This window comes from Curtobacterium sp. P97 (assembly GCF_023712445.1).
Classification (GTDB): domain Bacteria; phylum Actinomycetota; class Actinomycetes; order Actinomycetales; family Microbacteriaceae; genus Curtobacterium.
On record NZ_JAMAYF010000008.1, the window covers coordinates 156,363 to 169,101 of the forward strand.

The following is a 12,739-nucleotide window of genomic DNA, read 5'->3' on the forward strand; positions in this document are numbered from 1 at the left end:
CAGCGCGGTGCGGGGCGGCGACTACCCGCCCCGAGGCTCGCGTGAGCGGACGGATTCGCGTCGCCGCGACCGCGAACGTGTCCGCGGAACCGAGTCTCGCGCCGTCGCGCGTGCCGCACCGCGTCGCGTCGCCGGAGGCACCGGGCCACGGTTCGGTCACGACGTTCTGTGGATACTTCGGGAATGCACAGCCTCGCTCGGTTTTGTGCTTTGCTGGCTCCGACCCCGCTCAACGACGAACCGGAGCCGTGATGACACCCATCCCATCGAGAACCGTCCTGTCACGACGGAACCTGCTCGGACTCGGACTCGGAACAGCTGCGGCGGGGTTGCTCGCCGGGTGCGCCGTCCCGGGATCGACGAACGTCAACAAGGCTGCGCTGGTCCCCGCGGCAGCCGGTGGCGAGACCGTCCAGATCACCTACTGGGCGTGGCTCAAGGACCTCCAGAAGGTCTGCGACGTCTGGAACGCGAAGAACCCGCGCATCCAGGTCACCGCGAACTGGATCCCCGGGGGCAACGCGGGCGGGTACCAGAAGATGTACTCCGCGCTCGCGGCCGGCGGCGGTCCGGACATCGGGCAGGTCGAGTTCCGGCAGATCCCGGAGTTCATGCTCGCGAACGGCCTGGTCGACCTCGCCCGGTACGGCGCGAAGGACGTGCAGTCGAAGTACGACGAGGCCGCGTGGTCGCAGGTCGAGTTCGTCGACGGCGTCTACGGCATCCCGCAGGACACCGGCCCGATGGGCTTCTACTACCAGACCGCGATCCTCGAGCAGGCCGGCGGTCAGCCCCCGACGACGTGGGACGAGTGGCGCGACCTGGCCGACAAGGTGCGCGGCACGGGCAACGGCAACTACCTCGAGGTGTTCCCGGTCGCCGACGCCTCGCCCTTCGCCGCGTACGCGCAGCAGGCGGGCGCGCGCTGGTTCCGGACCGACGGTGACGCCTGGGTCGTCGACATGACCGACGACAAGACGATGATGGTCGCCGAGTTCTTCGACGGGGTCATCGACGACAAGTTGGTCGACACGAGTGCCGGGGCGTACTCCCCGGGCTGGTACGCCGCCGCCGCGAGCGGCAAGATCGCCGCGGTCACGAGCGCGAGCTGGGGCGACGCCCTCATCCAGTCCGTGCAGGGCGGCGAGGGCAAGTGGAAGGTCGCCCCCATGCAGACGTGGGGCGACACCGGCTACGGCTCGAGCTCGATCGGCGGCTCGACGGCCGCCGTGCTGGCGAACGCGAAGCACCCGGCGGAAGCGCTCGAGTTCATCACGTGGATGACGACCTCGAAGGAGGGCGTCGACGCGATGATCAAGTACTGCGGCATCGGGTGGTCCCCGGCGAAGGACTACATCGGCAAGGCGCGCCAGCAGCCGTCCGAGTGGTTCTCCGGGCAGAACTACAACGAGGAGGTCTTCGTCCCCTCGGCCCAGGAGCAGAACCTGGAGTGGTCGTGGTCGCCCGTGACCCAGTCGGCCTTCACCAGCCTGCAGAACCAGTTCCGCCGCAAGCTCACCGGTGGGCTGAAGCTCACGGACGCGGTCGAGCTCGCCCAGCGGGAGATCGTCCAGTCCTTCAAGGACAAGGGCCTCAGCGTCAGGACCGCACGATGACCGCCACCCAGCCGGGATCCGGCTTCCGCACGAGCACCAAGGCCACGAGCGCCCAGAAGCGCGCCCCGTGGATCCTGCTCGCCCCGTTCCTCGCCCTGTTCGTGCTGACGTTCATCATCCCGATCATCAGCGCACTCTTCCAGAGCTTCACCACCGTCGACCGCGAGGGCCTGTTCGGCGAGGACGGCGTCACCGGCCGCTTCGCCGGCTTCGACAACTACGTCACCGCGCTGAACGACGCCGGGTTCGTCGGCTCGATCTGGCGCATGCTCCTGTTCGGCATCGTGCAGGTGCCGGTGATGATCGTCCTCTGCACGATCCTCGCGCTGCTGCTCGAGTCGGCGAGCGCCCGCTGGCCCGCCTTCTTCCGCGCGGTCTACTTCATGCCGTACGGCGTCCCCGGCGTCATCGCGACGATCCTCTGGTCGTTCCTCTACGTGCCCGGCCTGTCGCCGATCGTGTCGCTGCTGCAGTCGGTGGGGCTGCAGCCGGACTTCCTCGGCGCGAACAGCGTGCTGTGGTCGATCGCGAACATCGTCACGTGGACCTACACGGGCTACAACATGCTCATCATCGTGGCGCAGCTCAAGTCGATCCCCGGCGAGGTCTACGAGGCCGCGAAGATGGACGGCGCCGGCCCCTTCCAGGTCGCGTGGCGGATCCAGATCCCGCTCATCGCCCCGGCCCTGGTGCTCACGACGGTCTTCTCGATCATCGGCACGCTGCAGCTCTTCGCCGAGCCGCAGATCCTGTCGACGGTCGCGCCCGCCATCGACACCGAGTACACGCCGAACTACGCCGCGTACACGAACGCCTTCGCGTTCAACGAGTACGGCGTCGCGAGCGCGCAGGCCGTGATCATCGCGCTGGCCGCGTTCATCCTGTCGTTCGCGTTCCTCGCGCTGACGAACCGCGCGCCGAAGAACGAGCGCGACCAGAAGAAGCGGGCCAAGCGCGACGGCCTGGAGGCGCGGCGTGCGCTCCAGACGCGCGGCACGTCCGCCACCGGGTCGCGACCCGCCACCGGCGTCGCGGACCGCAGCACCACCACCGGAGCCGCGCCGCGCCTCCAGGCCGACAGCAAGGGGGCGGAAGCATGACCAGCGAAGCCATCGAGGCGCCAGTCACCAAGCAGGCGGCCGAGCCCGTCGACACCACGTCGATCACGGCGCACCAGCGCCGCAAGCTCGACCGCTCCCCCCGCTCGCAGATCGTGGTGACGGCCATCCTGGTCATCGTCGCGGTCTACTTCCTCGTGCCGCTGTACTGGGTCGTCATCGCGGCGACGAAGACCACCGGCGCCCTGTTCGCGACGAACGGGTTCTGGTTCGGCGGCGAGTTCGCGCTGTTCAGCAACATCCAGCAGGTGTTCTCGTACGACGGCGGCATCTTCGTCCGCTGGATCGCGAACAGCGTCCTGTACTCCGGCGTCGGCGCGGTCCTGGCGACCTACTTCGCCGCGGCCGGCGGGTACGCGCTCGCGAAGTACGAGTTCCGCGGGCGGCAGCTGGTGTTCGGCACGATCCTCGGCGGTGTGCTCGTGCCGGGGACCGCGACGGCGCTGCCCCTGTTCCTGCTCTTCTCGACGATGGGCCTGACCGACACGTACTGGAGCGTGCTCATCCCGAGCCTCGTCTCCCCGTTCGGGCTGTTCCTCTGCCGGGTGTACGCCGCCGCCTCGGTCGACACCGCGCTGCTCGAGCAGGCACGCATCGACGGTGCCGGAGAGCTGCGGATCTTCCACACGATCGTGCTGCGCCAGATGACCCCGGCGCTCGTGACCGTGTTCCTGTTCCAGGTCGTCGGCATCTGGAACAACTTCTTCCTGCCGCTCATCATGCTGGCAGACCAGAAGCTCTACCCGATCACACTGGGACTCAACAACTGGCGGGCACAGGTCGATCGTCTGCCAGAGTTCTACCAGCTCACCACCGGCGGCGTGCTCGTCTCGGTGATCCCGCTGGTGATCGCGATCATCGTCCTGCAGCGCTTCTGGCGCGGGGGCCTCACGGAAGGATCGGTCAAGGGTTGACCATCGCTGCTCACTCGTCCTCCACCAGCACCACGCCCGATGCGCTCGACGCGCTCGCCTCGACGGCACCGGGCTCGGACACCCGGCTCGCGCCGCGGGCCTGGTTGCACACCGACGCCCCGTCCCTGTCGCTCGACGGGGACTGGGACTTCCGGTGGTCGCCGGTCGCGGACGTCCCGCTCCCGGGGGTGGAGGACGGGTGGGGCAGCCTCCCCGTGCCGTCGCACTGGGTCCTGCACGGGCACGGCGCGCCGAGCTACACGAACCTGCAGTACCCGTTCCCGATCGACCCGCCGCACCCGCCGGAGGAGAACCCGACCGGCGACCACCGCCGCACGTTCGAGGTACCCGCGTCCTTCGACGCCGCGGCCCGGGTGCTGCTGCGCTTCGACGGTGTCGAGTCGCACTTCCGGGTGTGGCTCAACGGGTCCCTCGTGGGCTGGTCGACCGGATCCCGACTCGCGACCGAGTTCGACGTGACCTCGCTGCTCGTGCCGGGATCGAACGAGCTGCTCGTCCGGGTGCACCAGTGGTCGGCCGCCTCGTACCTCGAGGACCAGGACCAGTGGTGGCTGCCCGGCATCTTCCGCAGCGTCACCCTGCTCGCCCGACCGACCGCGCCGATCGACGACGTGTTCGTGCGCGCCGGCTGGACCGCCACGCTCGGCAACGCCGCCACGGCCGGTACGGCTGCCTCCGGACGGCCGGAGACCGGCACGGGGACGATCACGTTCCCGACCCTCGACGCCGCGTTCCCGGTGCGCTTCCGGGTGCCCGACCTCGGTGTCGACGTGACGTGGGCCTCGGCCGACGAGGTCGCGCCGATCACCCTCGAGGGCGTCGAGCCGTGGAGCGCCGAGGTCCCGAAGCTGTACGACGCGACCGTCTCCACCGGCACGGACGCCGGCGGCCGCGCGGGCGGCGAGACCGTCTCGCTGCGCCTCGGCTTCCGCGCCGTGTCGATCGTCGGCGACCGGTTCCTGGTGAACGGCGAGCGCGTGGTGTTCCACGGGGTGAACCGGCACGAGACCCACCCCGTGCGCGGCCGCGTCTTCGACGAGGAGCACGCCCGCGCGGACATGGCGCTCATGAAGCGGAACAACGTCAACGCGATCCGCACCTCGCACTACCCGCCGCACCCCCGTGTGCTCGACCTGGCGGACGAGCTCGGGTTCTGGGTGGTCCTGGAGTGCGACCTCGAGACCCACGGCTTCCTCTTCACCGACTGGGTCGGGAACCCCTCGGACGACCCGGCCTGGCGCGAGGCGTACCTGGACCGCATCGCCCGGACGGTCGAGCGCGACAAGAACCACGCGTCGATCGTCATGTGGTCGCTCGGCAACGAGTCCGGCACCGGCCGGAACCTCGCCGCGATGTCGCAGTGGGTGCACGACCGCGACGACGAGCGCCCGGTGCACTACGAGGGCGACTACACCGGCGCCTACACCGACGTGTACTCGCGGATGTACCCGACGCTGCAGGAGACCGAGTCGATCGGCGGCGGCCCGAAGACCCCGCTGCTCGGGTGCGGTCCGGCCGAGGCCGCGCGGCAGCGGACGAAGCCGTTCCTGCACTGCGAGTACGTCCACGCGATGGGCAACGGACCCGGCCAGATCCAGGAGTACGAGGACCTGGTCGACAGGTACCCGCGACTGCACGGCGGCTTCGTGTGGGAGTGGCGGGACCACGGGCTCCTCGCCCGCACCGCCGACGGCCAGGACTACTACGCCTACGGCGGCGACTTCGGCGAGGTCGTGCACGACGGCAACTTCGTGATGGACGGCCTCGTGCTGCCCGACGACTCCCCGACGCCGGGGCTGGCGGAGTTCGCGGCCGTCGTGGCCCCGATCCGGTTCTCGCTGTCGGACACCACCGTGCTCGTCGAGAACCGGTACCACTCCGCATCGACCGCGGGACTGCGCTTCCGGTGGACCCTGTCGCGGAACGGGGTCGAGGAGGCCAGCGGCCGCTTCACCCCCGGCGTCGTCGCGGCCCGGCAGTCGGCCACGGTCCCGGTGCCCGACGAGGTGCTCGCGGCAGCCGCGGACGCCGCGTCCCTGGCCCCCGGCGACGAGCTGTGGCTCGACGTGACGGCGGAGCTGGCGGGGCCGACCGCGTGGGCGGACACCGGCCACGTCGTCGCACGCACGCAGCGGCTCGTGGCGAGCCGCGCGGCGGACGTGCCCCGGGCCTCCCGACAGGGCTGGGACGGCGACCGTCTCGGCGAGGGGACCTTCACCGCCCGCGGTGACCTGGTGTCCTGGAAGGGGCACGAGGTCGCCGGGCCGCGGCTCGAGCTGTGGCGCGCACCGACGGACAACGACAGCCTGGCCTCGCAGGGCGGGTACGAGACGGCCGACCCGGTGCTGACGAAGGGCGTCGGCGACCCCACCGCTCCGGCGTCGGCGGTCCGGTGGCGCGAACGCGGGCTCGACCGGTTGACGCACCGGCTCGTGTCGGTGTCGCGGACCGACCACGGCCTCGAGCAGCGCGTCCGTGTGGCGGCGGCGAACAGCGGGTGGGGCGTCGACGTCACGCACCGCTGGACCCTGACCGACGACGGACTGCTGCTGCAGACCGACGCGGTGCCGTTCGGGGCGTGGGACGTCACCTGGCCGCGGATCGGCGTGCGGTTCGACCTGCCGGCGTCGCTGCTCGACGAGGACGCTTCGTGGTTCGGGACCGGACCGGCGGAGTCGTACGCGGACTCGTCGCGTGCTGCTCGGGTCGGCCGGTTCAGTGCGCCGGCGCGGGCGCTGACCGTGGACTACTCGATGCCGCAGGAGACCGGACACCGGCCGGGGCTGCGGACGCTGTCGGTCGGGCCGTTCACGGTGTCGACCGTCGGGGCGCACCGGGCGGGCTTCACGCTCTCGCCGTGGACCGCGCAGGAGCTCGGGCGTGCGATGCACCCGTACGAGCTGCCGACGCCGGAGCACGCGTACCTGTACCTCGACGCGGCGCAGCACGGGCTGGGGTCGCGGGCCTGCGGGCTCGACGTGCTCCCGGAGCACCAGCTGTGGCCGCAGGCGTTCTCGTGGAGCGTGGTGCTCGGGTAGGGGCGGCGCGGCGGCGGCGCCTGCGCGCCGGCACGCCGGCACGCCGGCACGCCGTGGCGCGGCTTGCTCGCGCACAACCGGAAGCACCTCGCGCCACGGGTTCCCTTGGCGCGAGGTGCTTGCGGTTGTGCGGCGGCGTCGCGCCGACACCGCGGTGCGCGGCGCCGCACGGTCGGACTGCATCCGCAGCGGGCGGCAGCCGCGCAGCGGCGCCGCCACGCCCGCCCGCTACTCCCCCGCGGTGAGGGCGCGGAGCGCCTCCGGGTCCGACGCGTCGAGGAACTCCGTCAGGCGCTCGGGCTCGCCCGGCTCCTCGATCGCGGACGCCGCGCGGCGCAGGGCGAACAGCGCGCGGAGCACGCCACGGTTCGGCTCGTGCGACCACGGCACCGGCCCGGCACCGCGCCACCCCGCCTTCCGCAGGGCGTCGAGACCGCGGTGGTACCCGACGCGGGCGTAGGCGTAGGACTCGAGGGTCGCGCCGCGCGCCCAGGCCTCGTCGGCGAGGAGCGCCCACGCCAGGCTCGAGGACGGGTGCGACACGACGACGCTCGACACCGGGGCGTCGGCAGCGAGCGCGGCGGTCACCTCGGGCTCCTCCGGCAGCAGGGTCGCGGGGTTCGCGGTCGGGTTCGGCAGCAGGTTCTCCGGCATGCCCCCAGCCTGTCACCTCTTGCCGAGGAGCGGCGTCCGCCCTACGGTGGGTGACACCTCGTCGTCACGCGGGGCCGCCGGGGCGGGAGACCGACCGGCAGCACGGGTGGCGGACACGGGGGTCCCCGACGGAACGAGCAGCCTTGCAGTCGATCACCGGTACCGCGCAGTCCTCGCGCTGACACCGTGATCGTCGCGCCCCGTCGGGCGCCCTGGTCGTCGCGCCCCCTCGGGCGCTCCCGTGTGCCGACCCCTCCGGTCGCCGCGGGTCCGGTGTCGTGCGCCCAGCTCACGATCCGGGAGGCACCCCCATGCCCGCAACACCGTCCGTCGTCCTGCACGACCTCACCTTCACCTGGCCCGACGGCACCGTCGCGCTCGACCGCCTCACCGCCGCCTTCGGCCGCGGACGCACCGGCCTGGTCGGGAGGAACGGCGCCGGCAAGTCCACGCTGGTCCGGCTCGTCACGGGCCGGCTCCAGCCCACGTCCGGCTCGGTCAGCACGACCGGTGCGGTGGACCACCTGCCCCAGCGGCTGCACGCCCGCCCCGGGGACACCGTGGCGGACCTGCTCGGGATCCGCACGACGCTGACGGCGCTCCGAGCCGTCCTGGACGGCGACGCCTCGGCTGCACACCTCGACGCGGTCGGCGACGACTGGGACGTCGAGGAGCGTGCCGCCGCAGCGCTCGCGGACGTCCCCGGGCTCGACGGCGACGACCTCGACCGACCCGTCACGACCCTCTCGGGTGGGCAGGCGGTCCTGGCGGCTGTGGCCGGCATCCGTTTGCGGGGACGACCGATCGCGCTGCTCGACGAGCCGACGAACAACCTCGACCGTCGGGCCCGCGCGGCCCTGCTCGACCTGGTCGACGGCTGGCGCGGCACCCTCGTCGTCGTCGGGCACGACCGGGAGCTGCTGGAGCACGTCGACGAGACCGTGGAGCTCCGCAGCGGCTCGGCGACGGTGTTCGGCGGGACGTTCAGCGCGTACGAGGAACACCTCGCCGTGCAGCAGGCGGCCGTCGCCCGCGAGGTCCGCGTCGCCGAGCAACGGCACCGCGCGGAGAAGCGGCAGCGCATCGAGGCCGAGACGACGATCGCGCGCCGGGCTCGGGCGGGCGAGAAGGCGGGTCGCTCGATGCCGAAGATCCTGGCGAACGAGCAGCGGAAGAAGGCGCAGGAGACCGCTGGTCGGCTCCGGACGGCGCACGGTTCGGCGGAGGCGCAGGCCCTGTCGGCGGTCCGGGAGGCCGAACTGCGCCTGCGCGACGACGAGCCCCTGCACGTGGCGCTGCCCGACCCGGACGTGCCGGCGTCACGGCGCATCGCGACGATCACCGTGCGCGGGCGGGACACCGTCGTGCAGGGACCGGAACGCCTCGCCGTGACGGGCGACAACGGCGTCGGCAAGACGACGTTGCTCGACCAGCTCGTCGGGAGCGCCACCGCACGGGACCACCCGGTCCCGGACACCGCGGCGGTGCCGCACGTCGACCGGATCGGGTACCTCGCGCAGCGTCGGGACGGACTCGACGACGACGCCACGGTGCTCGAGAACGTCCGGCGGGACGCCCCGCACATGCCCGACGGGGATCTGCGGAACCGACTCGCGCGTCTGCTCGTCCGCGGCGACACGGTGGACCGGCCCGTCCGCTCGCTGTCGGGCGGAGAGCGCTTCCGGGTGGCCCTGGCCGCGCTGGTGCTCGCGGACCCGCCGCCGCAGCTGCTGGTGCTCGACGAGCCGACGAACGACCTCGACCTGACGAGTGTCGACCAGCTCGTGGCGGCGCTCCGGGCGTACCGCGGCGCCCTCGTCGTGACCAGTCACGACGAGACCTTCCTCGAGCGGCTCGACCTGACGGGTCGGATCGCGTTGCGGTAGCCCTTCCGCGCCGGCCCGGGTGGCGGCTACCGCTTCCGGGTCGGCCGGATCGCGACCGACTCGATCGTGCCGCGCTCCGGCAGGTCGACGACGGTCCGGACGGCCGCCGCGACGTCCTCGGGTGCCAGGTAGTAGGCGGTGTCGTAGTCCTCGCCGAGCTTCTCGGTCAGGGCACGCTGCATGTCGGAGTCGGTGCGGCCCGGGTGCACGCTCGAGACCCGCACGCCGTTCGCCCGCTCCTCCTCGCGCAGCGCGTCCGCGAAGGCCCGGAGTGCGAACTTCGACGCCGCGTACACACCGCCGCCGGGACCTGCGGTGAACCCCGAGCCGCTGTTGATCGGCACGACGATCCCACGTGCTGCGCGGAGCGCCGGGAGTGCGACCCGGGTGAGCTCGGCGACCGCGAAGACGTTCGTCGCGAAGACGGTCTCCCAGACCTCGCGCGAGGTGTCCGCGATGCGGGTGCCCTGCTCGACCCCGGCGCTGTGCACCAGGACGTCGAGCGACGCCGGCAGGTCCGGCACGTCGCCCGCGCCGAGGTCGCCGACGAACGGTGACGCGCTCGGCAGCTCGGCCACGAGCGCGGCGACCGCGTCGGCGGAGCGGCCGCCCACCAGGACGTGGTGGGTCCGCCCGAGGTCCAGTGCGATCGCGCGGCCGATGCCGCGGGTGGCCCCGGTGACGAGCGCGGTCGGGCGGGCGGTGGCGGGAGCGGTGTCGGTCATGCGTCCCACCCTACGGAGCGGGCGTGGCGGACCGGCACCGCGCCTCCCGGCTGTGGAGGGCGGGGCCGGCCGCCGCCGCTGTGCAGGAGCCGGTCAGTCCTTCGAGCGCCCGGCGCTCTCGCGGATCCTGATGCCCTCGAGCACGTCCTTGGCGTGCTGCTCGTCCTGCTTCTCGATCTGGCGGGTGTCGCGCTCGGGGAGCTGGATGTCCTCCTCAGCCCGGATGCCGGCCTGCAGCTGGCGGCCGCGCTCGAGCTCGGCGTCGAACTCCGCACCGAAGAGCAGCGCGTTGTTCGTGATCCAGATCCAGAGCAGGAAGACGATGACGCCACCGAGGGAGCCGTACGTCGCGTTGTAGTTCGAGAAGTTGCCGACGTAGAAGCCGAAGCCGACGCTCGCGATGATCCAGATCGTGATGCCGACCAGCGCGCCGCCGCTCACCCACTTGAACTTGGACTGGCGGATGTTCGGGGCCCAGTAGTACAGCACCGCGACGACGACGATCATGATCGCGAGCAGGATCGGCCACTGCACGATCGAGACCACGAGCGCTGCGGCGTCGCCGAGGCCGATGACGTCGCCGAACGCCCGGGCCAGCGGTCCGGAGACGAGCACGAGGAGCCCCAGCACGAGCAGCACGACGGTGAACACCGTGACGCCGAGCATGGTCGGTCGGAGCTTCCAGATCGGCCGGCCTTCACGGACGTTGTAGATGCGGTTCATCGCACGGCCGAAGGCGCCGACGTAGCCGGAGGCCGACCACAGCGCACCGAGCACACCGACGATGAACGTGATCGGCGCCGCCGGGGAGCGGACGAGCCCCTCGACCGGGTCGCGCAGGAGGTCGGCGACCTGCCCACCACCGACGTTCGTGACGACGTCGAGCAGGGTGTCGATCGTGTCCTTCGGGTTGGACACCAGGCCGAGGATCGAGACGATCGCCAGCAGGCCGGGGAAGAGCGCGAGCACCGTGTAGTAGGTCAGGCTCGCGGCCAGGTCGGTGCACTGGTCGCTGGTGAACTCGCGGAGCGTCTTCTTCAGCGTGTACGTGAACGACGGCTTCGTGAGGTCCGTCGGGCTGTCCGGCTTCCGGGGGTCGTCCGGCGCTGGCTTGTGCTGCATCTCCTGCTGGAGGGTCTTGTCCTTGTGCGCCATGGTCTAGCCCTTCGCCTTCGCGAGGGCCTTCGCCGCCGCCTTCGACCGCGCGGCGGCCTGCTTCCGGTTCTTCGTCGCGCGGCGCTGGACCGCGGCGATGCCGGCCCGCTGCTTCACGCGGTTCTTGTGCACCGGGTCGCGTTCGAGCGACTCCTCGGCCGCCTTGCGCCGGGCCTTCCGCCCCTTCCGTCCGCCGCGCGCCTGGTCGGCGTCGAGCTCACCGCGCGCGCCGAAGGGCAGGAGCGCGGTGAACGCGGTCGACGCCGCCGGACGGTCGAGGTGCCCGGCGTCGGTCCGCCCGATGCGGGTGCCGAGGACGATCGCCGCGATGCCGGTCGCCGCGGTGACGCCCATCGCGATGAGCGGCGTCGGGTCGCGGTGCCAGCGCTGCCGGGCCTTCGCGAGCGCCAGCCGGGTGCGCGCGGGCACGTCGGAGCGCCGCCGGATCTCGCTGACGCTGTCCGTCAGGCGTTCGCGGGTCCGCACGTTCGCGAGCTCCAGCTCGGGGATGCTGTCCTTGGCCATGCTTCGTGCCTACCAGGCGGTCCCCGGCATGGCACCGAGCGACCGCGGTCTACGGTGCAGCCCATGCTCTTCCGGGACGTCGCCGAGGGGATCCACCGCCTCGAGATCGCACACACCAACACGTACCTCGTCGAGACGGGCGACCGCCTGCTCGTCGTCGACGCGGGGCTGCCCGCCGCGTGGCCGCACCTGCTGCTCGCCGTCCACGACCTCGGGTACACGCCCGCTCGGGTCGAGGCGCTGCTCCTCACGCACGGGCACTTCGACCACGTCGGCACCGCCGCTAGGATGCACCGCGAGTGGGGCACGCCCGTCTTCGTGCACCCGGGCGACCGCGACCTGGCGGCTCACCCGTACTCGTACCGGCCGCAGACGAACCGCTTCGGCTTCGTCGCGGTGCACCCCGGCGGACTCGCACCGCTCGGTCGGATGCTGCTCGCCGGTGCGGCGACGGTGGACGGGATCGCGGAGACGCAGCCGCTGGTGTCCCGCGCTGACGTCCCCGGCAACCCGTGGATCATCGAGACGCCCGGGCACACGGACGGGCACGTCGCGCTGCACTTCGCCGACCGCGACGCGCTGATCGTGGGCGACGCCCTGGTCACCTTCGACCCCTACACCGGTGGGATCGGGCCGCGGGTGGTCGCGCCGGCCGCGACGGCGAACGTCGACGAGGCCGTCGCGTCGCTCGGTCGCCTCGAGGACACCGAGGCCCGGCACGTGCTGCCCGGGCACGGCCCCGCGTTCTCGCGGGGCGTGCGCGCCGCGGTCGCGCAGGCCCGGAGGGCAGCCGGCGCCGCGTAGCGCTGCCGGGCCCGAGACCCGGGCCTGGCGACGGCCCTCGCGTGCACGCGCGCGAGGACCGTCGCGCAGCGCGAGTCCCGCGGCAGTGGTGCCGGGTGGACGACGGACGGGAGGCGCGCGGCGGCCCTGCCCCGCGCCTCCCGTCCGTCGTGACGTGCGTCCCCGCGCACCCGTTCCTTCCCAGAACGGTTGCGATGGCTGGTGAGAACGGGCGTACCTGGTCGAACGGATCGACCAGGTACGCCCGGATCGACCAGGTACGCCCGGAACCACCCGAGCCCGC

General features: G+C 72.3%; 10 protein-coding genes. 6 read left to right on the plus strand and 4 right to left on the minus strand.

Annotated features, from left to right (window positions below):
* Window positions 1-251 precede the first annotated feature (251 nt).
* The 4 genes from M3677_RS10600 (at window position 252) to M3677_RS10615 (ending at window position 6,707) form a co-directional block, all read left to right on the plus strand.
* Window positions 252-1,616, plus strand: coding sequence for an ABC transporter substrate-binding protein (locus M3677_RS10600; protein ID WP_251160513.1), 1,365 nt, complete (start codon window positions 252-254; stop codon window positions 1,614-1,616).
* Window positions 1,613-2,716, plus strand: a complete 1,104-nt coding sequence (locus M3677_RS10605) for a carbohydrate ABC transporter permease (RefSeq protein WP_251160514.1) — start codon at window positions 1,613-1,615, stop codon at window positions 2,714-2,716. Before M3677_RS10600 ends, M3677_RS10605 begins: the two co-directional genes overlap by 4 nt.
* Window positions 2,713-3,648, plus strand: coding sequence for a carbohydrate ABC transporter permease (locus M3677_RS10610; protein WP_081984575.1), 936 nt, complete (start codon window positions 2,713-2,715; stop codon window positions 3,646-3,648). Before M3677_RS10605 ends, M3677_RS10610 begins: the two co-directional genes overlap by 4 nt.
* Window positions 3,649-3,752: 104 nt before the next feature.
* Entirely contained in the window at window positions 3,753-6,707 is a 2,955-nt protein-coding gene (locus tag M3677_RS10615; protein WP_251160526.1) for a glycoside hydrolase family 2 TIM barrel-domain containing protein, read from the plus strand.
* Between the two features lie 228 nt (window positions 6,708-6,935).
* Here the strand turns inward: M3677_RS10615 and M3677_RS10620 are convergent, their stop codons facing one another.
* Window positions 6,936-7,361 carry a DUF3151 domain-containing protein gene (locus M3677_RS10620; RefSeq protein ID WP_209676372.1) on the minus strand — a complete coding sequence of 142 codons (426 nt, stop codon included), beginning with the start codon at window positions 7,359-7,361 and terminating at the stop codon, window positions 6,936-6,938.
* A gap of 311 nt (window positions 7,362-7,672) precedes the next feature.
* On the opposite strand from M3677_RS10620, the gene M3677_RS10625 reads away from it, so the two are divergent.
* Window positions 7,673-9,247: an ABC-F family ATP-binding cassette domain-containing protein gene (locus M3677_RS10625; protein WP_251160515.1), complete on the plus strand. Its 1,575-nt coding sequence runs from the start codon at window positions 7,673-7,675 to the stop codon at window positions 9,245-9,247.
* A gap of 26 nt (window positions 9,248-9,273) precedes the next feature.
* Here M3677_RS10625 and M3677_RS10630 read toward each other — a convergent pair whose 3' ends face one another.
* The 3 genes from M3677_RS10630 to M3677_RS10640 all read right to left on the minus strand — a co-directional run bounded on the left by M3677_RS10630 (window position 9,274) and on the right by M3677_RS10640 (window position 11,652).
* Window positions 9,274-9,972: an SDR family oxidoreductase gene (locus M3677_RS10630; protein WP_209684171.1), complete on the minus strand. Its 699-nt coding sequence runs from the start codon at window positions 9,970-9,972 to the stop codon at window positions 9,274-9,276.
* 93 nt (window positions 9,973-10,065) lie between these two features.
* Window positions 10,066-11,127: a YihY/virulence factor BrkB family protein gene (locus M3677_RS10635; protein WP_209684173.1), complete on the minus strand. Its 1,062-nt coding sequence runs from the start codon at window positions 11,125-11,127 to the stop codon at window positions 10,066-10,068.
* Window positions 11,128-11,130: 3 nt separating this feature from the next.
* Window positions 11,131-11,652: a hypothetical protein gene (locus M3677_RS10640; protein WP_209684174.1), complete on the minus strand. Its 522-nt coding sequence runs from the start codon at window positions 11,650-11,652 to the stop codon at window positions 11,131-11,133.
* A gap of 63 nt (window positions 11,653-11,715) precedes the next feature.
* On the opposite strand from M3677_RS10640, the gene M3677_RS10645 reads away from it, so the two are divergent.
* A complete protein-coding gene (locus M3677_RS10645) occupies window positions 11,716-12,456 on the plus strand; it encodes an MBL fold metallo-hydrolase (protein WP_209684175.1) in 741 nt (246 codons plus the stop codon).
* Window positions 12,457-12,739: the final 283 nt, after the last annotated feature.

Coding starts and splice junctions, on each gene's coding strand:
- M3677_RS10640 (WP_209684174.1), bottom strand. CDS start 11,652: ATGGCCAAGGACAGCATCCCCGAGCTGGAGCTCGCGAACGTGCGGACC.
- M3677_RS10610 (WP_081984575.1), top strand. CDS start 2,713: ATGACCAGCGAAGCCATCGAGGCGCCAGTCACCAAGCAGGCGGCCGAG.
- M3677_RS10645 (WP_209684175.1), top strand. CDS start 11,716: ATGCTCTTCCGGGACGTCGCCGAGGGGATCCACCGCCTCGAGATCGCA.
- M3677_RS10605 (WP_251160514.1), top strand. CDS start 1,613: ATGACCGCCACCCAGCCGGGATCCGGCTTCCGCACGAGCACCAAGGCC.
- M3677_RS10630 (WP_209684171.1), bottom strand. CDS start 9,972: ATGACCGACACCGCTCCCGCCACCGCCCGCCCGACCGCGCTCGTCACC.
- M3677_RS10635 (WP_209684173.1), bottom strand. CDS start 11,127: ATGGCGCACAAGGACAAGACCCTCCAGCAGGAGATGCAGCACAAGCCA.
- M3677_RS10625 (WP_251160515.1), top strand. CDS start 7,673: ATGCCCGCAACACCGTCCGTCGTCCTGCACGACCTCACCTTCACCTGG.
- M3677_RS10600 (WP_251160513.1), top strand. CDS start 252: ATGACACCCATCCCATCGAGAACCGTCCTGTCACGACGGAACCTGCTC.
- M3677_RS10620 (WP_209676372.1), bottom strand. CDS start 7,361: ATGCCGGAGAACCTGCTGCCGAACCCGACCGCGAACCCCGCGACCCTG.